Origin of the sequence: Pseudarthrobacter sp. NIBRBAC000502772 (assembly GCF_006517235.1) — a bacterium.
Lineage (GTDB): Bacteria > Actinomycetota > Actinomycetes > Actinomycetales > Micrococcaceae > Arthrobacter.
In genome coordinates, this window is sequence record NZ_CP041188.1 from 1,393,180 (window position 1) to 1,417,604 (window position 24,425).

Consider the following 24,425-nt stretch of genomic DNA (forward strand, 5'->3'; position numbering starts at 1 on the left):
GCGTGTCCGCTGGTCCGGCAGGGCCGGTCCGTCCGGACACGGATACAAGCATACAAGGTGGGAGGCCGTACTACGCTCTTGGCATGAGATCAGCCCCGACGTCCGCCCCCGCCGTGGCCTACCTCCCGGACACCGCCTCGACCCGCCAGTACATCGGCGCCTGGTCCGTCCTGAGTGTCCTGCAGTATTTTGTGGCGGAAGCGGCCGTGATCGGCGCCTGGGGCGGGCCGCAGCCCTACGACCGCCGGACCGGATACATCAGCGACCTCGGCGCGCTTCACTGCGGGATCTACGACGGACGGGATGTGTGTTCGCCGCTGCATTGGCTGATGAACGCCTCCTTTGTGGTCCAGGGGCTGGGCATGCTGCTCGGTGCGCTGCTGCTGGGTTCCGGGCTGCTGTGTGTCGCCGCCCGGGCAGGGGCCCGGGTCCAGCCTGCGCGCCAGAAGCCTTGGCTGGCCGCGGTCTGCGTCCGGATCCTGACCGGCGCCGCCGGTGCGGGGACCATGATCGTGGGCCTGGTGCCGGAGGATGTCGGCTCCGGCTGGCACTTCGCTGGCGCGGTGGTGTATTTCCTTGCCGGCGCGGCGGCCCTCGTGGTGCTGGGCATCCTGTGGCTGCGGCAGACGCCCCTGGGGTGGTTTGTCCTGGTGTGCGGGCTGGTGTCGCTCGCCGCGCTGGCGACCGGCGGTCTCACGGGGATGGACGTCCCGGAGCCGGGGACGCTTGAAAGGCTGATGGGCTACCCCGTCACTGTGGGTGTTGCTGCCTCAGGTCTGGTGATCGCACAGCGGGTCCACCGGCACCGGAAGGAAGTACGATCGGCCGTGTCTGCAGATGGCCGCTGACGTCCCGCCGGTTGTCTAATTGACGAAGAATTCGCGGAAGTTGCGCAGCGATTTCCCCCCGGAGTAGCCGAGCGCGTCGGCCCCGGCGGACACGGCGTCGTCCGGTGAGAAGATGCTGATGGCGAAGGAGCCTGACTCAAGGTCTTCGGTTTTCTCCAGCATCGGCGGGAGGGCCTCGCCGAGCACCTCCGCGAGGGCGGCCTCGTCATTGCTGGTCCCCACCAACTTCACGTTGATGAAGTTTCCGGACGTGTTTATGTTGACGTTGACCTGGGCCGATTCAACTCCAGGAACCGACATCGCGGCGTCCTGCATATCCTTTTTCAGGCGGTCAGCCGGCGACGCGCCTGACACGACGCAGGCTGAGAGGCCAAGGACGGCCATCGCCAAGGTGAGCGCTCCGGCAACGGTTTTGAGTCGGTGCATTGTTACTGCTTTCGGGAGATGTTAGACACTGTCGAGGTGACTTGGCTAGCGTCCGAGGTCAGGAACCTTTGGGTTGATTGCTGTTGACTGTACTGGGCAATCGGTCCTCCGGCCTCCTGCTGGCTGACTGAATCCACGTAACGGTTGGCGTGGTGATACTCGATCCCGGCAAACCCCGGGTCGACGTCAGGGTTGGGCATGGTGACGATCGTGGCGCCGTTGTCCTGGCTGGCGGAGATGGTGCCGTCCGGCCACGCGGTCGCGTCTCCCAGGTCCACCTGCGGAACGGGGTCGCCATCGTGCTGCAGTGCAAGGACATCGATGGACGGCGGGATGGGCGTGGAATCCACGGGTGAACCGAACGTGACCACATTGGTGACATTGAAGCGGTCTGTGAAACCGCTGTCCGAAGCCAGGGCCGCGGCGATCATTCCACCTTGGGAGTGCCCGGAGAGCATCACCGGTGCGCCTTCGGGAATGCCTGCCTGTTCCATGGCCAGCCGAACGGCCTCCGCGGCGGTGGACAGGTTGCCGCCGGCCAGCTCAAGGTTGCCCGTCAGGTCCGTCGGATTTGCGGCTCCGTCCGGCTCCCACCGGGTGGTGCCTGGAATGCTGATGATATACGCGGGCGGCTGGCCTGGCTTCTCGACTGTGGTGATCCGGACGCCTGTATCGGGCGTACCGGGCATGCCGGGGTCGCTGTAGGCCGCGTCTGTGGTGGACAGGATGGCGCTGATGGTGGACGGGACCGGCGTCTGCGTCCGTCCGTTGTCGTCTGTGTCCTCCGGGTTACCCACTCCGACGGGAAGGGGATCCCCTGCGACCGGCCGGCCGTCGTCGAACAGATGCGGGTTGGAAAAGCCCAGCGTGAAAGTGGCCTGTTTGAGGTTCTCGAAGGAAGCTGCCAGCAATACGCTGTTGGAGACAAGCTCTGTGATGGATGGCGGTTCGCCCGACGTCAGCCATCGCCAGCCCATCTCCGCGACGTTGCCGGCTTGGCTGAAGACATTTCCCTGCGCATCCAGGATGTTCCTGATGGGAAGCGGAGCGATGTCCTGGACGGAGTGCCACGTGTTGCTGACTGTGTCCCCGACAGCATCCGTAACTTCTCCGGCGGTGTCCCACAGGTCCTCTGCGGCGTCGGCTCCGGACTCAATCAGCTGGTCAAAGATTGAGGGGCCGCCGGTAGCTTGGGGTGCCGCGCTTGCCTCCAAGCGGCGGCTGGCTGCCACTTGTTCCTCAACATTCTGTTTGACGGCGTTGGAAGCGGCCGCGAGCGCATGGGCAGTCCCGAGCAGCTGCCGCCGGTAGCCAACCCACTCCTCCGTGAACCGCTTCCCGTCGTCTCCTTTCCATGGCGCGCCTGTAATCAGCGGAGTCAGGCTGCCGCTCAGGGCCAGCAGCCGGTCACTGGTGCGGGCAAACTCTTCGCTGAGGCGCCGCCCGCTCTCCACGTCCATTCCGTACAGGGCCATGGTCACGCCGCCTTTTCCGCAGCGCTGGCGAGGTACTCGCGGGCTCCGAGCACACGCCACGCAACCTCGCGGCTGAGGTCAGCAATGGAATAGCTACGCTCCGCCAGCGCCCAGGCGTCTCTACTGACATGGCCCGGGTGATGTCCCTGGTCCGCAACGGGCACGGCCGCGGACACCTCAAGATGGAACGTATGGGTGGCGCCAGGACCGGTTTCCCCGACGACGGCATCCGGTGCTGCCTGCCGTTCCGCGGCTGCGGGCAAATGGCGCCGGATGGCAGCCCAGGCATCTTCCTCGCGGAAGAAGGAAATTTCGACCGCGTTGCGGACTTCCGTCACGGCCACACCGTCCACACTGTGCCGGATCCTGCGGTAATAGGTGATTCCAACGCCCCGCCCGCCGGTGAGTCCAAGCTCGGTGTGGACGGAGAGGTCCTGTGACTGGACCACCGCCGCGGCCTTCACGGGAGCAGACGCCGCAATCCACACTGCGAGCACCCACTGCCGGGTGATGGCGCCCTGCCCGTCGACAATTCCTGCCCGGCGCAGCTCGGCTTCCATGGCCTGGGGGTCTTCAGCCTCCAGTTGGCGGCTGGCCTCGGCCTGGGCCGACTCCCGGTACGCAGAAACGGCCGCCTCGGCTTCCGGTTCACCCGCCAGAACTTCCGCGGCCTTGTGGACCGTCAACGCCCAGGCCAGTCCGCTGATCTCAACGATATTGAGAGCAGGATCCGTCCGTGATTCCCCCATGGATTCCCCCGATGTTTAAGATCCCCGGCATCAAATGCCGGCACTGGACACACTATCGGGGTGTCCGGCAGGAAGGGTATGGGGAGAACTCTCCGGAGGTACGGGCGGGAGCCTACTGTTGGCGCGGCCGTTTGCGCAGGAACACAGCCGTAGCCCCGGCCAGCAGGCTGACGACGAACAGCACCCACCCGGCAACGGTGAGCCCGGACGCCAGGGCGACCTGGCCGGCGTCGGCCGTTTCCGATCCCAGCGCGGCGTCGATGGCGACATTGCCCCACAGCCGGACCACCACAAACAGCAGCGGGAGGGCCCAGAGTGACCAGCGGAGGGCCTTCTTGGCGACGTTGGTCCCGATCAGGAGCAGCCAGGTGAAGCCGAAAATGAGCGGGAACAGGGTGCCGGCTGTCTTGTGGACGTAGTTGAGCTGGCCGCGGGCGTCGTTGTCCATGGCGGCGTTCAGTTGGCCGACGTAGCCGGCGTCAAAACCTCCCAGGAGCGAGTCGGGCATGGCCAGGCCGCCGGAGAGCTGGGTGAGCTGCTGGAGCGTGAGCAGGTGGACATACCAGAACAGGAACAGGCTCACTGTCACGCCCGCGATGAGGATCAGGTTGGTGTTGCTCTGGGCCTTCTGCGGCGAACGTTTGGTGGAGGGGTTGATGACCGGAGGGAGGCTGTGCTGCGGAACAGCCGCCTTCGAGCCGTGCTTCTTGATCCGCTGCGCTGGGGTTTTGGCCATGGCACCATTATCCCGCCACCTAAACTGGGTCCATGACCACTGGCCGGCACAGCGCCCTTGAACTTGACCCCGCCCTGGACGACTATCAGCTGGCATCCGCGCTGGTGCGCGAAGCCGGGCAACTGGCGCTCCTGATGCGCATGGCCGGGCTGCAGTCCCAGCAGAAAACCTCCATCTCCGACGTGGTGACCGCCGCGGACCACGCTGCGGAAGCCTACGTGCTGGGGCAGTTGCAGCGCTGCCGGCCGGAGGACGGCATCCTGGGGGAGGAGGGCACCTCTGTGGCCGGCACCAGCGGCCGTACCTGGGTGATCGACCCCGTGGACGGCACCTACAACTTCCTGCACGGATCCACGTACTGGTGTTCGGCCCTCGCGCTGAAGGACTCGTCCGATGTGCTGCTCGGCGCGATTTTCCAGCCGGAGGAGGACAAGCTCTGGCTCGGCGGCACGGCCCACGCAGCCACGCTGAACGGCGAGGTACTGACTGCCTACCGGGACACGAACGCTGTCCAGGACGGCGGGGCGCGCAACGCAACCGCGCTCGCCGAACTCGGCGCAGCCACCTACATCCACCCCACCTGGCTCATGGATCCGCTCTGCGCCATGCCCTGGCACGCTGCGGCCACCTCCGCCGCGGCGCTGCGGATGTTCGGCTCCGGGTCCTGCGACCTGGGCCGGGTGGCCGATGGCCAGCTGGGATGCTGGTTCCAGCACAGCTGCCCGGAATGGGACTGGCTGCCGGGCAAGGCGATCGTCCGCGCCGCCGGCGGCGCCACGGACACGGTCCGGATCAACGGCCTGGACTGGTTTATGGCGGGAGGCACGACGGCGGTCCGGGAGTTGCGTGCGGCCCTCGAGTCGGGCTCGGTGGCCTGAGCCCGGGCCACCTTTTGCACGCTTCCCGGGTGGGGAGCACGGTGTTATCCACAGGCTGGACCTGACTGTCAGCCCCACCGCCTAGACTTGTAGGCACCATGGATATGTTGTTTGACCCGTACTCTGACGGACCGTTCAAGGCCGCCGCGCCAGCCTCCGCCCGCACCAAGTCGCGCCCGGAAGGCCTTGCCGCGGCCGCCGAGTTCGGTGGCGGCGGGCCGGGCGGCGGCTCCGAACACGCAGCAGAACAGGGCGCCCAGCGCACGGGCGGCTGGGCCAACCAGCAGCCCTCTCATGACGGCAACGGCGAGCCGGCCCACCACCGGCCGAATGCCGAGGAACTCCTGGAGGGGCTTAACCCGCAGCAGGAGGAGGCCGTCAAGCACGCCGGCGGCGCCCTGCTCATTGTGGCCGGCGCCGGCTCGGGAAAGACCCGCGTCCTCAGTAACCGGATCGCGTACCTCATTGCCACGCACCGCGCGCATCACGGTGAGATCCTGGCCATCACGTTCACCAACAAGGCCGCCGCCGAGATGCGGGAGCGCATAGCGGCGCTGGTGGGTGGACGGGCCAAGATCATGTGGATCTCCACGTTCCACTCTTCCTGCGTGCGGATCCTGCGCCAGGAGGCCGCGAACGTCGGCCGGAAGTCGAACTTCTCCATCTACGACTCCGCGGACTCGCTGCGGCTGGTCATCCAGGTCTCCAAGAGCCTGGACCTGGATCCCAAGAAGTTCGCGCCCAAGGCCATCCAGCACAAGATCTCCGCGCTCAAGAACGAACTCATCGACGCCGATTCCTACGCGTCCTCCGCGAATTACAACGATCCCTTCGAGTCCGCCGTGGCTGACGTCTTCAAGGGCTACACCCAGCGGCTGCGCCAGGCCAACGCCATGGACTTCGATGACCTCATCGCCGAGACCGTCTACATGTTCCGAGCCTTCCCCGCGCTCGCCGATTCCTACCGGCGGCGGTTCCGGCACGTCCTCGTGGACGAGTACCAGGACACCAACCATGCCCAGTACGCCCTGGTCCGCGAGATAGTGGGGGAGGGCCCTGGTGCGTCCGAGCTCACCGTCGTGGGCGACTCCGACCAGTCCATCTACGCCTTCCGCGGCGCCGACATCCGCAACATCGTGGAGTTCGAAAAGGACTATCCGGACGCCCGCACCATCAAACTGGAGCAGAACTACCGCTCCACGCAGAACATCCTCAGCGCGGCCAACTCCGTGATCTCACGCAACCCCAACCGCCCGGACAAGCGGCTGTGGACCGCCGAGGGCGAGGGCCACAAGATCATCGGCTATGTGGGCGAGAACGAGCACGCCGAGGCCCAGTTCATTGCCAAGGAGATTGACCGGCTCCAGGACGAGGACAACCTCCGCCCCGGTGATGTTGCCATTTTCTACCGCACCAACGCGCAGTCCCGTTCCATTGAGGATGTGCTGGTCCGGGTGGGCCTGCCGTACAAGGTGGTGGGCGGCACGCGCTTCTACGACCGCAAGGAAATCAAGGACGCCCTCGCGTACCTCCGCGTTCTGGTGAACCCGGACGACGACGTCAACCTGCGCCGGGTGCTCAACGAACCCAAGCGCGGCATTGGTGACCGCGCCGAAGGTGCCGTGGCCGCACTGGCCGAGCGCGAACGGATGTCGTTCATGGCCGCCGCCCGGCGGGCTGAAGAGGCTCCCGGCATGGCCACCCGTTCCGTCAACGCCGTCCTCGGGTTTGTGAAACTACTGGACGACCTCGCAGAGGTTGCCTCCGGTTCAGGCGCCGCCGCCGCGCTGGAGGCCGTCCTGGAACAGACCGGCTACCTCGCCGGGCTGCGTTCCAGCACTGATCCACAGGACGAGTCCCGCGTGGAGAACCTGGCGGAACTCGTCGCCGTCGTGCGTGAATACGAACAGGAGAACCCGGAAGGTTCCCTGGGTGCGTTCCTGGAACAGGTGTCGCTGGTCGCTGATGCGGACCAGATCCCGGACGCCCCCGGTGCGGACATCGACGCCGCCGTGGCCGAAGCTAAACGCCTGGGCGTGGTCACGCTGATGACCCTCCACACCGCCAAGGGGCTCGAATTCCCGGTGGTGTTCCTGACGGGCATGGAACACGGGCTGTTCCCGCACCAGCGCTCGGCCACGGACCCCAAGGAACTCGCCGAGGAACGCCGGCTTGCCTACGTGGGCCTGACCCGCGCGCGCAAGCGCCTCTACGTCACCCGGTCCGAAGTCCGCAGCATGTGGGGCCAAAGCCAGTACAACCCGGCCAGCCAGTTCCTCGAGGAAATTCCCGCAGAGCTGCTGGAGTGGAAACGCGAAGGCACCAGCCGGCAGCCCGGCGGGTGGGGGAGCAGCAGCGCGTCGATCGGGTCCAGCCGTTACGGCGGATCCTTCTGGGGCGCCGGCACGTCCCGCGGCGCGGCCGCCGATTCCTCGGCGGGCTTCAACGCGGACGTTCCCGCAGCGATCGCCAAGAACCGGGTCCAGCCGCAGAAGGAGATTGTGGCCGTCAGTGTGGGCGACAAGGTCAACCACACCAGCTTCGGCAACGGCACGGTGCTGGCGCTGGAAGGCGCGGGGGACAAAACAGTGGCCAAGGTGAAGTTCAGCGTCGGCGAGAAGCGACTGCTGCTCCGCTACGCGCCACTCACGAAGCTCGACGCCTGACCACGCCTGCCCTTGTCCGGGCACCGCGGCTGGCTTACAGTTCAGGAACGCGCGGTACCCGGGAAACAGCCGGTAGCCGGGGAACCGGTGCAGCGCAGGCCACTTGAGCACAGCAGAACTTGAGCACAGCAGATTCGGGGGCACCACTGTGAAGATCCTGTTCGCCAGCCAGGCCATTGACGGCCATTTCAACCCCATGACGGGCGTGGCAATGCGGCTCAAGGACCGCGGCCACGAGGTGGCCTGGTACACGGGTCCCGTCTATGCGGACAGGCTCGCCGGCATGGGAATCCAGCACTTCCCCTTCCGCAGGGCCATCGAGCACCGCGCGGACAACCTCAATGAGCTCTATCCGGAGCGGGCCAGGCTCAAGGGCCCACGGGCCATCGGCTTCGACGGCGAGAAGATTTTCGCCAGCAACGTCAGCCACTTCTTCGAGGACATCCGCAAGGTCGCGCAGCAGAATCCCTTCGACGTTCTTGTGGCGGACAGTTCCATGTTCATTCACCGGCTCGTCTCCCACTTGATGGGCAAGCCGGTGGTGAATTTTGTTGCGATCCCCAACATGGAAAGCGACCCGCAGGTCCCGCCGCTTTTCTTCGGGTTCCGGCCGCCCCGCAATCCCGCGGAGAAGGCGGTCCAAGGCCTGGCGGGCCTGCTGTCCGACAAGGTCATCCTTCGGCCTGCCAGTCAGAGCTACCGCCGGCAGCATGCCGCCTACGGCCAGCCTGTTCCGCGGGAAGGCCGGCTGACGGACGAACCCTATCGGTGCTCGGACGCCATTATCCAGACCGGCACGGAATCCCTCGATTTCCCGCGGCGCCGGGTCAATGCCAAAGTGCACTACGTCGGGGCGCTCCTGCCATACCGGTCGCCTGGCCAGGCGCCCGGCGGTTCCGGTGAGGCCGCATCCGGTTCCGGTGGGGACGGCGGCTTTCCCCGGTCCTATCCCGCAACGCTCGTTGTCACCCAGGGAACAGTGGACAACCTTGATCAGGACAAACTCATCGTTCCGTCGCTTGAGGCGGTCAAGGACATGGATGCGTTGGTCATCGTGGCAACCGGCGGGCACGGCACCGAAGCGTTGAAAGCCCGGTACACGCAGCCCAACGTGGTGGTCCGGGACTACGTGGACTTCGCGGAGGTCTTTGACTTCACGGATGTCTTCATCACCAACGGCGGATTCGGCGGTGTGCAGCTGAGCCTGTCCAAGGGGGTTCCCTTGGTGGTTTCGGGCATCAACGAGGGCAAAAGTGATGTTAACGCCCGGGTGGAACATGCCGGCGTCGGCATTAACCTCAGGACGGAGTCACCCAAGCCCGCGGACATAGCCGGTGCAGTTCGAAAGGTCCTGGCGGATCCTGGCTGGAAATCCCGCGCCCGGACCATGCGGGAGCAGTTCGACCGTGAGGATCCCGCCGAAGCTGCTGCCGCCGTCGTAGAGGCCGCCGGGACGCGCCCGACGGCCTGAGACCGCTGCCGGGGCATAATGGAGGCCATGCGACGGACTGTATTGGGGATCCTGGCCGCCTTCTTCCTGCTGGCAGGCACTGCCTGCAGCATCACCACCGAGGACCCGGGCTATGTGGCTCCGCCGCCGCTGCCGGCCATGGAACAACTGGAACAGGCAGCGCTGGCCGACCCCGCCGCGTTCAGGGCCAGCGGGGACGTCCTGTCCTTCATCACGGAGGACCGGAACATTGTGTGTTCCCTGACGTCGGCCCGTGGGGAACACCTTGACCTCCCGTATGAGTCGAACAGCTTCAGTGATGCGGCCAACAACAAGCTCGCCACTGTCCCGGTGGCGCATTGCGAGCTTGCCGGATACCCCAAGCCTGCCGCGGGCGACATCAAGGACGACTGCGCCGGCACCGGCCTGGGCTATCTGGGCGGAGCGGCGCTGCTCAGCCCGGACAGGGCAACGTATGGGGAGTGCCGTTCCGGCGTCACACAAATGGAGGCAGCCTACGGACCCAAGGGAAACAAGAGCGGCCCGCTGACGGAACTGCGGGTCCTCGCCGAGGGCCAGAACCTGGAACGGAACGGGCTGCGCTGTTCGGCCCATAACGGCGGCGTGGCGTGCGGAAACGTCTCGGCCGGCGTCGGATTCTTTGTGGCCCGGGACCGCTACGAAGTTATTTCCAAGGACGCGGCAACAGCCTCCCCGGCACCCGCGGAGGCCTCAAAAACCCCGTAATCTAGGCGTTTTTCTACGCTCCATAGAATAGTGTCGTTACTCACATAAGCGGTAGTGTGGAACGGGCCGGTCCTCTGAGAGGGCTAGAGTTCCGAATGGAGCATTGCGCTGTGGGGCCCGTTTCCGGACTGGTCGCAGGTGCAGGCAATCCGCAGCCCGGTCATCGTCTTCGGCGGTGCCCGACTGTACAGAAACTACTTCGACGTAGAAGGACACTAAACCGTGGACCTGTTTGAATACCAGGCGCGCGATATGTTCGAGGCGCACGGTGTACCCGTGCTTGCCGGCATCGTGGCGTACACCCCAGAAGAAGCAAAGGCAGCTGCCGAGAAAATCGGCGGCGTAACTGTCGTTAAGGCCCAGGTTAAGGCCGGTGGCCGCGGTAAGGCTGGCGGCGTCAAGGTTGCCAAGACCGCCGATGAGGCGTTTGAGCACTCCACCAACATCCTGGGCATGGACATCAAGGGCCACACCGTTAACAAGGTGATGATTGCCCAGGGTGCCGACATTGCCGAGGAGTACTACTTCTCCGTGCTGCTGGACCGGGCCAACCGCAACTACCTGGCCATGTGCTCGGTAGAAGGTGGCATGGAAATCGAACAGCTCGCCGTCGAACGCCCTGAGGCGCTCGCCAAGATCGCCATCGACCCCGCTGTGGGCATCGACCAGGCCAAGGCCGACGAAATCGTCGCAGCTGCAGGCTTCGATGAGGAACTGCGCGGCAAAGTCGCCGCCGTGATCCTCAAGCTCTGGGACGTCTTCAAGAAGGAAGACGCCACCCTCGTTGAGGTGAACCCGCTGGTCAAGACCGGCGCCGGCGACATCGTGGCACTGGACGGCAAGGTCTCCCTCGACGAGAACGCCGGCTTCCGCCACGCCAAGCACGCCCTCCTCGAAGACAAGGACGCTGCAGATCCGCTTGAGGCCAAGGCCAAGGCGCAGGACCTGAACTACGTCAAGCTGGACGGCTCCGTGGGCATCATCGGCAACGGTGCAGGCCTGGTCATGTCCACCCTGGACGTTGTCGCCTACGCCGGTGAAAACCACGGCAACGTCAAGCCCGCCAACTTCCTGGACATCGGTGGTGGAGCTTCCGCCGAGGTCATGGCCGCCGGCCTCGACGTCATCCTGGGCGACCCGCAGGTCAAGTCCGTATTCGTGAACGTCTTCGGTGGCATCACCGCGTGTGACGCCGTCGCCAAGGGCATCGTTGGTGCGCTGGCCGAGCTGGGCCACTCCGCGAACAAGCCGCTGGTAGTCCGCCTCGACGGCAACAACGTTGAGGAAGGCCGCCGCATCCTGGCCGAGGCCAACCACCCGCTGGTTACCCTGGCCGCCACCATGGACGAGGGCGCCGACAAGGCCGCCGAGCTCGCCAACGCAGCTAAGTAAAGGGACGCACCATGTCTATCTATCTGAACAAGGACTCCAAGGTCATCGTCCAGGGCATCACCGGCGGCGAAGGCACCAAGCACACCGCCCTGATGCTGAAGGCCGGCACCAACATTGTTGGTGGCGTCAACGCCCGTAAGGCCGGCACCACGGTCCTGCACGGCGACACCGAGATCAACGTTTTTGGCACCGTCAAGGAAGCCATTGCCGAAACCGGCGCCGACGTCTCCATCGTCTTTGTCCCGCCGGCATTCACCAAGAACGCCGTGGTTGAAGCCATCGAGGCAGGCATCGGCCTGGTCGTTGTCATCACCGAAGGCGTGCCCGTCCAGGACTCCGCCGAGTTCTGGGCACTGGCCCAGTCCACGGTTGACGCCGACGGCAAGCAGGTCACCCGCATCATCGGGCCGAACTGCCCCGGCATCATCACCCCCGGCGAAGCGCTGGTTGGCATCACGCCGAACAACATCACGGGCAAGGGCCCCATCGGCCTGGTTTCCAAGTCCGGAACCCTGACCTACCAGATGATGTACGAACTGCGCGACCTGGGCTTCTCCACCGCCATCGGCATCGGCGGCGACCCCGTCATCGGTACCACGCACATCGACGCCCTGGCCGCGTTCGAGGCTGACCCGGAGACCAAGGCGATCGTGATGATCGGCGAAATCGGTGGCGACGCCGAAGAACGTGCTGCCGACTACATCAAGGCACACGTCACCAAGCCGGTTGTTGGCTACGTTGCCGGCTTCACCGCTCCCGAAGGCAAGACCATGGGCCACGCCGGCGCCATCGTCTCCGGTTCCGCCGGAACCGCCCAGGCCAAGAAGGAAGCCCTCGAGGCTGCCGGCGTGAAGGTCGGCAAGACGCCGTCCGAGACCGCCAAGCTGCTGCGCGAAGTCTACGCAGCGCTCTAGTAGGTCAGTAAGTACAACGCGGGGTCACTCCCTGCCCGTTCCAGAGGTTGGATCGGGCACGGAGTGACCCCGCGTTGTTTGTTTAAGCGCGTTTTTGGTTAAGTACGACGGCGGACGGTCACCTTCTCCTGGAAGGTGACCGTCCGCCGTCGTACTTGAACTAGGCGTTCGCGTGGAGCCGGGGGAGTGCGTCCACCAGCGCGGCCAGCTCGGGAATCGCCTGGGCCTCGGCCAGGGCGCGCTCCAGCGTGGCGTCATGGACGGGCCGGGTTTCCTCCAGCAGGGCGATGCCGCTGGGCGTGAGCTCGGTGTAGATCCCGCGGCGGTCGTCCGCGCAGAGGATCCGGGTCAGCAGGGCCCGGTCCTCAAGCCGGTTGACCAGCCGGGTGGTGGCGCTGGCGCTGAGCGCGGTGGCTCGGGCGAGCTGCTGCATGCGCATGTGCCAGCCGTCCTGGCGGCTGAGCGCATCCAGCACGGTGTACTCCACCACTGACAGCTTTGATTCGGCCTGCAGGGAGCGTTCCAGCTCGCCCTCGATCAGGCCGTGCAGCGCCGCGAGCGTGCGCCAGCCCTGTGCCCGGACCTCCACGGCGTCGTCCTTGATGCCCATCTGTCTTTCCTCTCGCGGGTGCTCCGGCCGCCTGGCGGCGAAAGGCGGAGCACAATCGATAATAGTTGCTTGCGCGGCGTATCTGCTTGTGCAACAATAAATAACGCGTCTGCAACTACTAGCTTACGCGTCCTATCTCATTCCGTACAGTTTTCAAAGGAGCATCCCCATGCCCATTGGCCTGATAGCCCTCGCCCTCGGCGGGTTCGGCATCGGACTCACCGAGTTCGTGATCATGGGCCTGCTGCCCGAGGTTGCCGCCGACTTCCAGGTCAGCGAGGCCACGGCAGGCTGGCTGATCTCCGGATATGCCCTGGCCGTGGTGGTCGGCGCATTGGTGCTGACCGCGGCGGTGACCGGCTTCGAACGCAAGCCCGTCCTCGCTGTTCTGCTGGTGCTGTTCATCGCCGGCAACCTGGTCTCCGCCATCGCTCCCGATTACGGAATGATGATGATCGGCCGGGTCATCGCCGCCCTGGCGCACGGTGCGTTCTTCGGGATCGGAGCCGTGGTGGCCGCTGACATGGTTGCCCCCACCAAAAAGGCCGGCGCCATCGCCATCATGTTCACCGGGCTCACCGCAGCCAACGTCCTGGGCGTGCCGTTCGGCACCATGCTGGGACAGGCCGCGGGCTGGCGCTCTACGTTCTGGGCCATCACCGTCATCGGGGTCATCGCCCTGGCGGGAATCCTGGCGCTCGTTCCGAAGACCGGCCATGGCGACACCACGCCCGGAACCCTGCGCGGCGAACTGCGCGCCTTCCGCTCCGGGCAGGTGTGGCTCTCCATCCTGGTCACCATCCTCGGCTACGGCGGGATGTTCGGCGCCTTCACCTACATCGCCTTCACGCTCACCGAGGTCTCCGGCTTCGCGGCCTCCACCGTTCCGTGGCTGCTGATCGTCTTCGGCGTAGGCCTCTTTATCGGCAACACCATCGGCGGCAAGGCTGCGGACCGCAATGTGGACCGCACGCTCGTGGTGGTGCTCTCCGTGCTGGTGGTGGTGCTCGTCGGTTTTGCCCTGACCGCCGGCAACCAGGTGCTCACCGTTGCGTCCATCGTCCTGATGGGCGGCTTCGGATTCGCCACCGTGCCGGGACTGCAGATGCGCGTGATGAAGTACGCCTCCAGCGCCCCCACCCTCGCGTCCGGCGCCAACATCGGTGCCTTCAACGTGGGCAACGCCCTCGGCGCCTGGCTCGGGGGAGTGACCATCACCGCGGGACTCGGCTACACCTCGCCCATCTGGGCCGGCGCCGGCATCACCCTGCTGGGGCTCGTGGTGATGATCATCGCCGCCGCCGGAGCCAAGCGGGCCGTCCGGCAGGCCTCCGCCAACGCCGGTCCCGGCGGACGTGTGGCCGCCGAACCTGTAGCCGTCCTCCACTGAGCCTTCAAACCCCGATCCTCAACCTGCAACAGGAGAACCCATGACTTCCACCCCCATCACCACGTCCATCCCGGAGATCACCCTCAACAACGGCGTGCGGATGCCGCAGCTGGGGTTCGGCGTCTTCCAGGTGTCCGACGACGACACCACCGCCGCGGTCAGCCACGCCCTCGCAGCCGGCTACCGGAGCATCGACACCGCCGCCATTTACGGCAATGAGGCGGGTACCGGACGTGCCATGGCCGAGTCCGGCATCGACCGCGAAGAGCTGTTCATTACGTCCAAACTGTGGGTGGCCGACCTCGGCTACGACGCCACGCTGGCCGCGTTCGAGGCCAGCCTGGACAAGCTGGGACTGGACTACCTGGACCTCTACCTCATCCACTGGCCGGCGCCGGCAACCAACCTGTACCTCGAGTCCTGGCGGGCGCTGGAGCACCTGCTGGCCAGCGGCAAGGCACGGGCCATCGGCGTCTCCAACTTCCTCCCCGAGCACCTGCAGAAGGTCATTGACCTGGGCGGCACGGTCCCGGCCATTAACCAGATTGAGCTCCACCCGGCCCTGCAACAGCGGGACATTGCAGACTTCAATGCCGCACACGGGATCGCCACGGAGGCCTGGAGCCCGCTCGCGCAGGGTGCCGTGCTGGCAGATCCGGCCGTTGTGGACATCGCGGCACGGCATGATGTGAGCCCGGCGCAGGCCATTCTTCGCTGGCACCTGCAGCAGGGCCGGATCATCATCCCCAAGTCCGTCACCCCGCAACGGATCCGGGAAAACCTGGACGTCTTCGGCTTCGACCTGACGGCCGACGAACTCACTGTCATCGACGGCCTGGAGCGGGACGGCCGCACCGGTCCGCACCCGGCGGAGTTCAACGGCTAGGAAAAGCCCACCCTCGGGTCTCGACGGGCTCGACCACCGGAGCAGCGACGGGTCTCGACGGGCTTGACCACGAGTACGACGGCGGCCGGTTACCTTCTCCAGGAAGGTAACCGGCCGCCGTCGTACTCGTTTAAGGGCTGTTCTAGACCTTGGCGCCGCTGAGCAGTTCGTCGAGCCGCTCGTAGCCCTCGGTCATGCCGCCTTCCATGCCGGACTGCGCCATGCCGTCGCGGGCCTCCTGGGTGGGATAGACGGAGTGGCCCCGGACGCGGGACCGGCCGTTGCCGAGGTCCTCGAAGGTCAGGAACTCGATGCTGACCACGTCGGGGTAGCCGCCGAATTCGAAGGTCTGGATGGCAAATTCGTTCTCGCGGACGGTGTGATAAACGCCGCTGAATTCGTAGGCGACGCCGTCGGGCCCGGTGTGCAGGTAGCTGTAGCTGCCGCCGGTGCGGAAATCGAAGTGGTTGATTTCCATCTTCATGCCACGCGGGCCGAGCCACTGGACGATGAGGTCCGGGTCCTTGTGAGCGCGGAAGACGTCCGCCACCGGGAAGTCGAACTCCCGCTCGAAGTCGATGAAGGGGAGTCCTTCAGGAATAGTGAGGTTCAGCGGATTGCTCATGATGATTCCTTTGGGTGGTTGCCGCTGTTCGCGGCATTGGATCTGAGCACGGCGTCAAGGCTGCGGAACTGCTCTTCGCGGACCAGCCGGTACTGGTCGATCCACGCTGTGAGAGCCTCCAACCGTGCGGGATTCAGGTGGACGGGCCGGCGCTGGGCTTCCCTGCTGCGGGTGACGAGCCCTGCCTGCTCGAGGACCTGGATGTGCTTCGAGACCGCCTGTTTGGTGATCGCGAAGGGTTCCGCCAATTCGTTGACTGTGGCCTGCCCGCGGCTGAGCCGGGCGATGATCCGCCGCCGCACGGGGTCGGCCAGGGCCATAAAGGCCGAGTCCAGGGTGCTGTCGTCGGGGTTCATCGTGCTGCAGGCCTTTCTCGATCAATTAATCAACTGATTCATTGATCAACTATCTGGTTGTTTAACCATACCCCCGGCCCCGCCTGGGCGGAAGGGGTGTAGGGGATTTTCCTTGCGGACCATCTCGAAAGTTTGTTAGTATGTCAGGACAAACTTCAGGGAGATGGAAAAATGCCGCTGGTACGAATCGATGTTAATCACGGGCGCACCGCTGAACAGTTGCAGCGCCTGAGCAGAGGCATCCACGATGCCATTCTCGCGGAGTATGCCATCCCGGAGCGCGACTACTTCCACGTTCTCACGGAGCATCCGCAGGGCCAGATTGTCGCCCAGGATGCTGGACTCGGCTTCGAGCGCACCCCCGATGTGGTGATGATCCAGATCTTTACCCAAAGCGGCCGGAGCCAGGCGGCCAAGCAATCGCTGTTTGCGGCGATCGCCGACCGGCTGGCGGAACTTGATGTTGCCGGCGAGGACGTGTTTATCGGATACGTAGAGAATGCCCCCGGCGACTGGTCCTTCGGCTTCGGGCGGGCGCAGTATGTCACGGGCGAGCTGGCGGTCCCCCGGAAGTAATCCCGAGGGTGTCAATTCGGCACCTTTATGCAGGTTGTAAATATGTCAGTACAAACCTTTGACAGGACAATGATTCTAGGGCAAGGTAGTGGTTGTGGCCCCGCTCACGGGGGCCCGGCCAGGAACCCGAGCCCTAGCTCTTGCTGTACAGGGTATGGAGCTCAAACCAGAAAGGTCCGCGATTACCGTGACCCACGAACTGCTCACGATCGGGCGCATCAGTGTCGATATCTACCCGAACGACATCGGGGTGGATCTGGAGGACGTCACGTCCTTCGGAAAGTACCTCGGAGGTTCCCCTTCCAATGTGGCCGTGGCCGCGGCGCGGCATGGCCGCAATGCAGGCGTGATCACGCGCACCGGCGACGACGCCTTCGGGAAATACCTCCACCGTGAACTGCGCAAGTTCAACGTGGACGATACGTTCGTGACGCCGGTGAAGGAATGGCCCACCGCGGTGACGTTCTGCGCCATCATGCCGCCGGATGATTTTCCGCTCTACTTCTACGGGCGTTTCCCCACGGCGCCTGACCTGCAGATCAAGGCCGCGGAGCTGGACCTGGACGCCATCCGTGAAGCCGGGATCTTCTGGTCGACGGTGACCGGTCTGTGCCAGGAGCCCAGCCGCGGAGCCCACCTGGCCGCCCATGCCGCCCGTCCCCGGACCGGTCTCAAGGAAGGCCAGTACACCATCCTGGACCTGGACTACCGGCCCATGTTCTGGGCCTCCGAAGAGGATGCCCGGACCGAGGTTGCCAAGATCCTGCCGCACGTCACGGTTGCCATCGGCAATGACAAGGAATGTGCCGTCGCCGTGGGCGAAGGAACCCCTGACGAGCAGGCCGACCGGCTGCTGGCCGCCGGCGTCGAGATCGCCGTCGTCAAGCTTGGGCCGGAGGGCGTGATGGCTAAGACCCGCACCGAACGCGTTGTCTCCGCGCCGGTCCCGGTGGAAACCCTCAACGGCCTCGGTGCCGGCGACTCGTTCGGTGGGGCCTTCTGCCACGGACTGCTGTCCGGCTGGCCGCTGGCCCAGGTCCTGGACTACGCCAACGCCGCCGGCGCCATTGTGGCCTCCCGCCTGTCCTGCGCCGACGCCATGCCGACGCCGGAGGAAGTCACCTCGCTGCTGGCCGAACGCGGCCGCCTGGTACCTGCCCTGGCCGGTGCCGCCGCCTCACGCCCATCCCACACCACAGTTTCCGAAGGAGCAGCGTCTTGAGCGCCAACGACGATCCCCGCCGCTACCAGCACCTGAGCGCCCTCCGGCTCGAAGACCCCGACGCCGTTGCCCGCGCGGCAGCCACGCGCCGGCGCCATCCGGGGCTGAAGTACGGTGTGCAGAACTTCATCGTTGCCGCCGACCACCCCGCCCGCGGAGCCCTCTCCGTGGGAAACGATCCGGTGGCCATGGCGGACCGCCGCGATTTGCTGGACCGCCTGCAGATCGCCCTGGCGAATCCCGCCGTCGACGGTGTCCTCGCGTCCCCGGACATCATGGACGACCTGCTCCTGCTGGGGGCGCTCGAAGGCAAGCTGGTCTTCGGCTCGATGAACCGCGGTGGCCTGGCCGGGCTCGTCAACGAAATCGATGACCGTTTCACCGGCCACACGGCTGCAGCCCTGGAAGCCCTGGGGGCCGACGGCGGCAAGATGCTGACCCGTATCTGCCTCGGCGACCCGGACACCGTCTCCGCCCTGGAAGCCACGGCGCGGGCCGTCGACTCCCTCGCCGCACGCAAGCTGATCGCCATGGTGGAACCGTTCCTCTCGATCTGGCAGAACGGCAAGGTCCGCAACGACCTCAGCCCGGACGGGGTCATCAAGTCCATCGCGATCGCCCAGGGCCTGGGCTCCACGAGCGCCTACACCTGGATGAAGCTGCCCGTGGTGGCCGAGATGGAACGCGTCATGGCGGCCACCACGCTGCCCACCGTGCTCCTCGGCGGGGACCCGGAAGGCACCCAGGACGAGGTCTTCGCCAGCTGGCAGGCCGCCCTGGCCCTGCCCGGCGTCCAGGGCCTCACCGTGGGCCGGACGCTGCTGTACCCGGCCGACGGCGATGTGGCCGGCGCCGTCGCCACCGCCGCCTCGCTGCTCAAGACGCCCGTGCTGCAGTCATCAGCGAAAGTATCGGAGTAGTCATCCCAATGAGCACAGGAACAGCAGCACGCAGAATGACAGTCGCCCAGGCCGTCGTCGAGTACCTTTCCAAGCAGTACACGGTGGACCGCATCGGCACTGAGGACTACCGGGAGCGGCTGATTCCGGGGACGTTCGGCATCTTCGGCCACGGCAACGTCGCCGGCGTCGGCCAGGCGTTGAAGCAGTACCAGGCCGCGGACCCGTCCATCATGCCGTACTACCAGGGCCGGAACGAGCAGGCCCAGGTGCACCAGGCCGTGGGCTACGCCCGGCACACCCGCCGCCGCCAGACGTTTGCCATCAGCACCTCAATCGGTCCGGGATCCTCGAACCTGCTCACCGGCGCCGCGCTGGCCACCACCAACCGCCTGCCCGTGCTGCTGCTGCCCAGCGACACCTTCGCCACCCGCGCCGCGGACCCGGTCCTGCAGCAGCTCGAGCAGCCCTACGCCTACGACATCACCGTCAACGACGCTTTCCGGCCGCTGTCCAAGTTCTTCGACCGGGTCTCCCGCCCGGAGCAGCTGTTCTCGGCGTTCCACCACGGCCTGCGGGTCCTGACGGATCCGGCCGAGACCGGTGCCGTCACCATCTCGCTGCCGCAGGATGTCCAGGCTGAAGCCTTCGACGTGCCTGCGGAGTTCCTGGCCGAACGGGAATGGCGCATCCGCCGTCCCGAGGCCGACGACGAGGACATCCGCCGCGCCGCCGAGGCCATCCGTGCCGCGAAGCGCCCGCTGATCATCGCCGGCGGTGGCGTCCTGTACGCCTACGCCAACGAGGAACTCGCTGCATTTGCTGAGTTGACGGGCATCCCGGTGGGCAACACCCAGGCCGGCGTCGGCGTCCTGCCGTGGGACCACAAGTTCTCGCTCGGGGCCATCGGCTCCACCGGCACGACGGCGGCGAACGCCATCGCTGCCGAGGCGGACCTGATCATCGGTATCGGTACGCGCTATGAGGACTTCACCACCGCCTCGCGGACCGCGTTCCAGAACCCGGACGTCAAGTTCATCAACATCAACGTCGCCGCCATCGACGCGTACAAGCATGGCACGTCGCTGCCGATCGTGGCGGACGCCCGCAAGGCACTGGTCAAGCTGAACCAGGCCCTGGGCGGCTACCGTATCGGAGCGGACCTCGAAGCGACGATCGCCGCGGAGAAGAAGCGCTGGGACGCCACGGTGGACGAAGCCTTCGATACCCGCTTTACGCCGCTGCCGGCCCAGAACGAGATCATCGGCGCCACGTCCCGGGCCATGGACGCGGCTGACGTCGTTATCTGCGCGGCTGGTTCCCTGCCCGGTGACCTGCACAAGATGTGGCGCGTCCGGGACCCGTTCGGCTACCACGTGGAATACGCGTACTCCTGCATGGGCTACGAAATCCCGGGCGGACTCGGTGTTAAGCGCGCCGCGCTCGCAGAAGCCGCGCGCGGTGGCGAGCAGCGCGACGTTGTGGTCATGGTGGGGGACGGCTCCTACCTGATGATGCACACCGAACTGGTCACCGCCGTCGCCGAACGCATCAAGCTGATCGTGGTCCTGATCCAGAACCACGGTTACGCCTCCATCGGCTCGCTGTCCGAGTCCCTGGGTTCGCAGCGTTTCGGTACCCAGTACCGGGCGCTGAATGAGGAACAGCACAGCTTCGACGAGGGCGAAACCCTCCCGGTGGACCTGGCCCTGAACGCGGAAAGCCTCGGCGTGAAGGTGATCCGGATCGAACCGGGGGAGAAGGTCATCGCCGAACTTGAGCAGGCCATCCGGGACGCCAAGGCTGCTCCTGAACGCGGCGGGCCCATCCTGATCCACGTTGAATCCGACCCCCTGCTGGATGCTCCAAGCTCCGAGTCATGGTGGGACGTTCCCGTCTCCCAGGTCTCGGACCTCGACTCCACGCAGCAGGCCTTCAAGACCTACACCGACCACAAGAACCGCCAGCGCAAACTGCTCGGCTGATTTCCCAGACACACAGCCCCCACAGACCAAGGAAGTCCAACACCATGTCAACGACGACCGTCACCACCACCATCAACCACTTCATCAACGGGGCCGAAACCGCCGGCGTTGGTACGCGTACGCAGCCCGTCTACAACCCCGCCACCGGTGCCGTCTCCGCGGAGCTGCGGCTGGCCAACCGGGCGGACCTGGACGCCACAGTCGCAGCCGCCCGCGCCGCCGCCGACACCTGGGGCGACATCTCCCTGGCCAAGCGCACGAATGTGCTGTTCAAGTTCCGTGAACTCGTCGCCGCCCACGTGGACGAGCTCGCCGAACTGATCACTGCCGAGCACGGCAAGGTCCTCTCGGACGCCAAGGGCGAGATCGGCCGTGGCCTCGAGGTCATCGAGTTCGCCTGCGGCATCCCCACCCTCCTCAAGGGCGACTACTCGGACCAGGTCTCCACCGGCATCGACGTCTTCTCCTTCCGCGAGCCGCTCGGCGTGGTCGCCGGGATCACCCCGTTCAACTTCCCCGTGATGGTGCCGCTGTGGATGGCCCCGATGGCCATCGCCGCCGGCAATACGTTCATCCTCAAGCCCTCCGAGCGTGACCCGTCCGCCTCGATGCTGCTGGCCAAGCTGTGGAAGCAGGCCGGCCTGCCCGACGGCGTGTTCCAGGTCCTGCACGGCGACAAGGAAACCGTGGAGGGGCTCCTGACCCACCCGGACGTGGACGGCATCTCGTTCGTTGGCTCCACGCCGATCGCCCAGTACGTCCACGAGACCGCCACCAAGCACGGCAAGCGCGTCCAGGCCCTGGGCGGGGCCAAGAACCACGCGATCATCATGCCCGACGCCGACCTGGACAACGCAGCAGACCACCTCGCCGCCGCCGCCTTCGGCTCCGCGGGTGAACGCTGCATGGCCATCTCCGTGGCCGTCGCCGTGGGTGACGCCGCGGACCTGCTGGTCAAGAAGGTCGAGGAGCGCGCCCTGGCCGTGAAGGTCAACAACGGCACAGCGCCCGACGCCGAAATGGGCCCCGTGATCACGCCCGCCTCCAAGGAACGCATCGTAAAGATCGTCACCGAGGCGGAAGCCGCCGGTGCCGCGATGGTGGTGGACGGCCGCGACCTGGTGGTCCCCGGCCACGAGGAAGGGTTCTGGGTAGGCCCCACGGTCATCGACCACGTCAAGACCGAAATGACCGCCTACACCGAGGAAATCTTCGGACCGGTCCTCGTAGTGGTCCGCGTCCAGGACCTGGACGCAGGCATCGCCCTGATCAACGCCAACCCCTACGGCAACGGCACCGCCATCTTCACCTCCTCCGGCGCGAACGCCCGCAAGTTCCAGCGCTCCGTGACCGTAGGCATGATCGGCATCAACGTGCCGCTGCCCGTCCCGGTGGCCTACCACTCCTTCGGCGGCTGGAAGGCATCGCTGTTCGGCGACAAGCACATCTACGGCCCGGAAGGCGTCTCCTTCTACACCCGTGGCAAAGTAGTCACGTCCCGCTGGCCCGAGCCCACCCACGCCTCGGGTGCCTCCTACAACTTCCCCTCCAACTAAGGAAGCGTCAATGACTGAGAACAAATTGAGCATCGGCACGGCGCCGGACTCCTGGGGCGTGTGGTTCGCCGATGACCCCCAGCAGACTCCTTGGGAGCGCTTCCTCGACGAAGTGGCCGAATCCGGATACAAATGGATCGAACTGGGTCCGTACGGCTACCTGCCGAACGATCCCACGCGGCTGGCCGAGGAGCTCAAGGCCCGCGATCTGAAGGTCACCGCAGGGACGGTCTTCACGGCATTCCACCGCGGCGCCAAGCAATACGACGAAGCCTGGGAGCCGGCCCGCAAGGTGGCCGAACTGACGGCAGCCATGGGCGGCGAGCACATTGTGGTCATTCCGGCCATGTGGCGCGATGACGTCACCGGTGAGGCGGTGGAAAGCGGCGAGCTTTCACAGGAACAGTGGGCGGACCTCTTCGCCGGCCACAACCGCATGGGCAAGGTCCTGCTGGAGGACTTCGGCCTGAAGCAGCAGTTCCACTCGCACGCCGATTCGCACGTTGGTGCGCAGCAGGACATCGAGACACTGCTGGCCGCGACGGACCCCGAATACCTGAATCTGTGCCTGGACACCGGCCACGCCGAGTACTGCGGAGCGTCCAGCCTGGAGCTCATCAAGAACTATCCGGACCGCATCGGCTACCTGCACCTGAAGCAGATCAACCCGGACGTCCTGAAAAAGGTCAACGAAGAAAACATGACCTGGGCAGCAGCCAACCTCGCCGGCGTTATGACCGAGCCCCCCAACGGCCTCCCCGACCTGCGCGCCGTCATCGAGGCAGTGGAAGGCCTGAACCGGCCGATCTTTGGCATCGTGGAACAGGACATGTACCCCGTGGATTTCGACGTGCCGATGCCCATCGCCAAGCGAACCCGCAACTACCTGCTCTCCTGCGGCTCCCGCACCACAGTCAGCTAGAAGCATCACCGTCAGCTAGCACCACGTACAGCTGGCCCCCGATACCTAAGGACAGAACAATGACTGACATTCTCCGCGTTGCCGTCATCGGCGCAGGCCGCATGGGTGCGGACCACATCAAGCGTCTCAGCACCCGCATCCACGGCGCCGAAGTGGCCGCCGTCGTCGACGTTGACCTCTCCCGTGCGCAGGCCGCCATCGAAGGCATCGACGGTGCCGTGGCGCTTGCCAGCGCCGACGAGGCGCTCAACAACGGCGACGTCAACGCCGTGCTGATTGCCACGCCGGGCTTCCTCCACGAGGAAATCCTGTACAAGGCGCTCGAAAAGGGCTTCCCGATCCTCTGCGAAAAGCCGCTCACCCCGGACGCCGAAAGTGCCTGGAAAGTTGTCCAGGCCGAAACGGCCCTGGGACACAAACGCATCCAGGTGGGCTTCATGCGCCGCTTCGACGCCGAATACGCGGCGTTGGGCTCCGTAATCCGCGACGGCGAACTGGGCGAGCTGCTGATGCTCCACCACCAGCACCGGAACCCCACCACGCCCGCCGGCTTCACGAACGAGATGCTGATCAACGACTCCGTGGTCCACGAGTTCGACGCCATCCGCTTCTTCACCGGCGAGGAAATCACGTCCGTGCAGGTCCGGCTGGGCAAAGCCACCCGCAACGCCCCGAACGGCCAGCACGACCCGCAGCACGTCCTGCTCGAAACCGAGTCCGGTGTCCTGGCCGACGTCGAGATCTACGTCAACGCCAAGTTCGGCTACGAAGTGGCCACCCAAGCCTCGTTCGAGGACGGCATCGTGAACATCGGCGGCGACAGCGGCCCGTACATCCGTACATCCGGCCGCTGGGGCGGTGCAGTCACGCCCGGCTTCGAGGAGCGCTTCGGCGCCGCATACGACGTCGAGGTCCAGGCCTGGGTGGACGCCGCCCGCCGTGGCGAAATCGGTGGCCCCACCGCCTGGGACGGCTACGCCACCGCAGCGTGCTGCGAGGCCGGCGTCGAAGCCCAGAAGTCGGGAGAAAAGGTCAAGGTCCAGCTGAATGCCAAGCCGGACCTCTACACCTAAGCCCCGCCCGCACTCAGTTAGATCACTGACTCATTCACAAAGGA

23 protein-coding genes are annotated in these 24,425 nt (G+C 65.8%); 16 read left to right on the top strand and 7 right to left on the bottom strand.

Going from position 1 to position 24,425, the window contains the following annotated elements:
* Window positions 1–83 precede the first annotated feature (83 nt).
* Window positions 84–848, top strand: coding sequence for a DUF998 domain-containing protein (locus NIBR502772_RS06660; RefSeq protein WP_141139570.1), 765 nt, complete (start codon window positions 84–86; stop codon window positions 846–848).
* A gap of 15 nt (window positions 849–863) precedes the next feature.
* Here the strand turns inward: NIBR502772_RS06660 and NIBR502772_RS06665 are convergent, their stop codons facing one another.
* The 4 genes from NIBR502772_RS06665 to NIBR502772_RS06680 form a co-directional block, all read right to left on the bottom strand.
* A complete protein-coding gene (locus NIBR502772_RS06665) occupies window positions 864–1,274 on the bottom strand; it encodes a hypothetical protein (protein WP_141139571.1) in 411 nt (136 codons plus the stop codon).
* 2 nt (window positions 1,275–1,276) lie between these two features.
* Window positions 1,277–2,749, bottom strand: a complete 1,473-nt coding sequence (locus NIBR502772_RS06670) for a hypothetical protein (RefSeq protein ID WP_141139572.1) — start codon at window positions 2,747–2,749, stop codon at window positions 1,277–1,279.
* A 2-nt stretch (window positions 2,750–2,751) separates the two neighbouring features.
* Window positions 2,752–3,498 (bottom strand): hypothetical protein, encoded by a 747-nt coding sequence (locus tag NIBR502772_RS06675; protein WP_141139573.1) that lies wholly within the window; start codon window positions 3,496–3,498, stop codon window positions 2,752–2,754.
* A gap of 112 nt (window positions 3,499–3,610) precedes the next feature.
* Window positions 3,611–4,234: a hypothetical protein gene (locus NIBR502772_RS06680; RefSeq protein ID WP_141139574.1), complete on the bottom strand. Its 624-nt coding sequence runs from the start codon at window positions 4,232–4,234 to the stop codon at window positions 3,611–3,613.
* A gap of 32 nt (window positions 4,235–4,266) precedes the next feature.
* Here NIBR502772_RS06680 and NIBR502772_RS06685 point away from each other — a divergent pair, with 32 nt between their 5' ends.
* From NIBR502772_RS06685 to sucD, 6 genes are all read left to right on the top strand, one after another.
* Entirely contained in the window at window positions 4,267–5,112 is an 846-nt protein-coding gene (locus NIBR502772_RS06685; RefSeq protein WP_141139575.1) for an inositol monophosphatase family protein, read from the top strand.
* A 98-nt stretch (window positions 5,113–5,210) separates the two neighbouring features.
* Window positions 5,211–7,778, top strand: coding sequence for a DNA helicase PcrA (pcrA, locus tag NIBR502772_RS06690; protein ID WP_141139576.1), 2,568 nt, complete (start codon window positions 5,211–5,213; stop codon window positions 7,776–7,778).
* A 103-nt stretch (window positions 7,779–7,881) separates the two neighbouring features.
* Window positions 7,882–9,249 (top strand): glycosyltransferase, encoded by a 1,368-nt coding sequence (locus NIBR502772_RS06695; RefSeq protein WP_141139577.1) that lies wholly within the window; start codon window positions 7,882–7,884, stop codon window positions 9,247–9,249.
* A gap of 18 nt (window positions 9,250–9,267) precedes the next feature.
* The gene (locus NIBR502772_RS06700) at window positions 9,268–9,975 is read left to right on the top strand and encodes a hypothetical protein (protein WP_141139578.1); all 708 of its coding nucleotides are present in this window, start codon (window positions 9,268–9,270) and stop codon (window positions 9,973–9,975) included.
* 222 nt (window positions 9,976–10,197) lie between these two features.
* Window positions 10,198–11,367 carry an ADP-forming succinate--CoA ligase subunit beta gene (gene sucC, locus NIBR502772_RS06705; RefSeq protein ID WP_141139579.1) on the top strand — a complete coding sequence of 390 codons (1,170 nt, stop codon included), beginning with the start codon at window positions 10,198–10,200 and terminating at the stop codon, window positions 11,365–11,367.
* A gap of 11 nt (window positions 11,368–11,378) precedes the next feature.
* The gene (gene sucD, locus NIBR502772_RS06710; RefSeq protein WP_056346687.1) at window positions 11,379–12,281 is read left to right on the top strand and encodes a succinate--CoA ligase subunit alpha; all 903 of its coding nucleotides are present in this window, start codon (window positions 11,379–11,381) and stop codon (window positions 12,279–12,281) included.
* A gap of 160 nt (window positions 12,282–12,441) precedes the next feature.
* Here sucD and NIBR502772_RS06715 read toward each other — a convergent pair whose 3' ends face one another.
* A complete protein-coding gene (locus NIBR502772_RS06715; protein WP_141139580.1) occupies window positions 12,442–12,891 on the bottom strand; it encodes a MarR family winged helix-turn-helix transcriptional regulator in 450 nt (149 codons plus the stop codon).
* 169 nt (window positions 12,892–13,060) lie between these two features.
* Here NIBR502772_RS06715 and NIBR502772_RS06720 point away from each other — a divergent pair, with 169 nt between their 5' ends.
* Together NIBR502772_RS06720 and NIBR502772_RS06725 are read left to right on the top strand one after the other, a co-directional pair.
* Window positions 13,061–14,281 (top strand): MFS transporter, encoded by a 1,221-nt coding sequence (locus NIBR502772_RS06720; protein WP_141139581.1) that lies wholly within the window; start codon window positions 13,061–13,063, stop codon window positions 14,279–14,281.
* A gap of 40 nt (window positions 14,282–14,321) precedes the next feature.
* Entirely contained in the window at window positions 14,322–15,167 is an 846-nt protein-coding gene (locus tag NIBR502772_RS06725; protein WP_141139582.1) for an aldo/keto reductase, read from the top strand.
* A 142-nt stretch (window positions 15,168–15,309) separates the two neighbouring features.
* Here the strand turns inward: NIBR502772_RS06725 and NIBR502772_RS06730 are convergent, their stop codons facing one another.
* Together NIBR502772_RS06730 and NIBR502772_RS06735 are read right to left on the bottom strand one after the other, a co-directional pair.
* A complete protein-coding gene (locus tag NIBR502772_RS06730) occupies window positions 15,310–15,792 on the bottom strand; it encodes an SRPBCC family protein (RefSeq protein ID WP_141139583.1) in 483 nt (160 codons plus the stop codon).
* Entirely contained in the window at window positions 15,789–16,148 is a 360-nt protein-coding gene (locus NIBR502772_RS06735) for a helix-turn-helix transcriptional regulator (RefSeq protein ID WP_141139584.1), read from the bottom strand. The genes NIBR502772_RS06730 and NIBR502772_RS06735 overlap by 4 nt, the downstream gene beginning before the upstream one ends.
* A 171-nt stretch (window positions 16,149–16,319) precedes the next feature.
* On the opposite strand from NIBR502772_RS06735, the gene NIBR502772_RS06740 reads away from it, so the two are divergent.
* The 7 genes from NIBR502772_RS06740 (at window position 16,320) to NIBR502772_RS06770 (ending at window position 24,381) form a co-directional block, all read left to right on the top strand.
* The gene (locus NIBR502772_RS06740) at window positions 16,320–16,724 is read left to right on the top strand and encodes a tautomerase family protein (RefSeq protein WP_141139585.1); all 405 of its coding nucleotides are present in this window, start codon (window positions 16,320–16,322) and stop codon (window positions 16,722–16,724) included.
* Window positions 16,725–16,911: 187 nt separating this feature from the next.
* Window positions 16,912–17,946 (top strand): 5-dehydro-2-deoxygluconokinase, encoded by a 1,035-nt coding sequence (gene iolC, locus NIBR502772_RS06745; RefSeq protein ID WP_141139586.1) that lies wholly within the window; start codon window positions 16,912–16,914, stop codon window positions 17,944–17,946.
* A complete protein-coding gene (locus NIBR502772_RS06750; RefSeq protein ID WP_141139587.1) occupies window positions 17,943–18,866 on the top strand; it encodes a deoxyribose-phosphate aldolase in 924 nt (307 codons plus the stop codon). The genes iolC and NIBR502772_RS06750 overlap by 4 nt, the downstream gene beginning before the upstream one ends.
* Window positions 18,867–18,901: 35 nt before the next feature.
* A complete protein-coding gene (gene iolD / locus NIBR502772_RS06755; RefSeq protein ID WP_141141967.1) occupies window positions 18,902–20,830 on the top strand; it encodes a 3D-(3,5/4)-trihydroxycyclohexane-1,2-dione acylhydrolase (decyclizing) in 1,929 nt (642 codons plus the stop codon).
* 44 nt (window positions 20,831–20,874) lie between these two features.
* Window positions 20,875–22,386, top strand: coding sequence for a CoA-acylating methylmalonate-semialdehyde dehydrogenase (locus tag NIBR502772_RS06760; protein WP_141139588.1), 1,512 nt, complete (start codon window positions 20,875–20,877; stop codon window positions 22,384–22,386).
* 10 nt (window positions 22,387–22,396) lie between these two features.
* On the top strand, window positions 22,397–23,308 hold the full coding sequence (locus tag NIBR502772_RS06765) for a sugar phosphate isomerase/epimerase (RefSeq protein WP_141139589.1): 912 nt from the start codon (window positions 22,397–22,399) through the stop codon (window positions 23,306–23,308).
* Window positions 23,309–23,367: 59 nt separating this feature from the next.
* The gene (locus tag NIBR502772_RS06770; RefSeq protein WP_141139590.1) at window positions 23,368–24,381 is read left to right on the top strand and encodes a Gfo/Idh/MocA family protein; all 1,014 of its coding nucleotides are present in this window, start codon (window positions 23,368–23,370) and stop codon (window positions 24,379–24,381) included.
* The last annotated feature ends 44 nt before the right edge of the window (window positions 24,382–24,425 follow it).

Bases quoted from the DNA above. Each gene is read 5' to 3' on its own strand.
- NIBR502772_RS06660 (WP_141139570.1), top strand. From the start codon at position 84: ATGAGATCAGCCCCGACGTCCGCCCCCGCCGTGGCCTACCTCCCGGAC.
- NIBR502772_RS06665 (WP_141139571.1), bottom strand. From the start codon at position 1,274: ATGCACCGACTCAAAACCGTTGCCGGAGCGCTCACCTTGGCGATGGCC.
- NIBR502772_RS06670 (WP_141139572.1), bottom strand. From the start codon at position 2,749: ATGGCCCTGTACGGAATGGACGTGGAGAGCGGGCGGCGCCTCAGCGAA.
- NIBR502772_RS06675 (WP_141139573.1), bottom strand. From the start codon at position 3,498: ATGGGGGAATCACGGACGGATCCTGCTCTCAATATCGTTGAGATCAGC.
- NIBR502772_RS06680 (WP_141139574.1), bottom strand. From the start codon at position 4,234: ATGGCCAAAACCCCAGCGCAGCGGATCAAGAAGCACGGCTCGAAGGCG.
- NIBR502772_RS06685 (WP_141139575.1), top strand. From the start codon at position 4,267: ATGACCACTGGCCGGCACAGCGCCCTTGAACTTGACCCCGCCCTGGAC.
- pcrA (WP_141139576.1), top strand. From the start codon at position 5,211: ATGGATATGTTGTTTGACCCGTACTCTGACGGACCGTTCAAGGCCGCC.
- NIBR502772_RS06700 (WP_141139578.1), top strand. From the start codon at position 9,268: ATGGAGGCCATGCGACGGACTGTATTGGGGATCCTGGCCGCCTTCTTC.
- sucD (WP_056346687.1), top strand. From the start codon at position 11,379: ATGTCTATCTATCTGAACAAGGACTCCAAGGTCATCGTCCAGGGCATC.
- NIBR502772_RS06715 (WP_141139580.1), bottom strand. From the start codon at position 12,891: ATGGGCATCAAGGACGACGCCGTGGAGGTCCGGGCACAGGGCTGGCGC.
- NIBR502772_RS06720 (WP_141139581.1), top strand. From the start codon at position 13,061: ATGCCCATTGGCCTGATAGCCCTCGCCCTCGGCGGGTTCGGCATCGGA.
- NIBR502772_RS06725 (WP_141139582.1), top strand. From the start codon at position 14,322: ATGACTTCCACCCCCATCACCACGTCCATCCCGGAGATCACCCTCAAC.
- NIBR502772_RS06730 (WP_141139583.1), bottom strand. From the start codon at position 15,792: ATGAGCAATCCGCTGAACCTCACTATTCCTGAAGGACTCCCCTTCATC.
- NIBR502772_RS06735 (WP_141139584.1), bottom strand. From the start codon at position 16,148: ATGAACCCCGACGACAGCACCCTGGACTCGGCCTTTATGGCCCTGGCC.
- NIBR502772_RS06740 (WP_141139585.1), top strand. From the start codon at position 16,320: ATGCCGCTGGTACGAATCGATGTTAATCACGGGCGCACCGCTGAACAG.
- iolD (WP_141141967.1), top strand. From the start codon at position 18,902: ATGACAGTCGCCCAGGCCGTCGTCGAGTACCTTTCCAAGCAGTACACG.
- NIBR502772_RS06760 (WP_141139588.1), top strand. From the start codon at position 20,875: ATGTCAACGACGACCGTCACCACCACCATCAACCACTTCATCAACGGG.
- NIBR502772_RS06765 (WP_141139589.1), top strand. From the start codon at position 22,397: ATGACTGAGAACAAATTGAGCATCGGCACGGCGCCGGACTCCTGGGGC.
- NIBR502772_RS06770 (WP_141139590.1), top strand. From the start codon at position 23,368: ATGACTGACATTCTCCGCGTTGCCGTCATCGGCGCAGGCCGCATGGGT.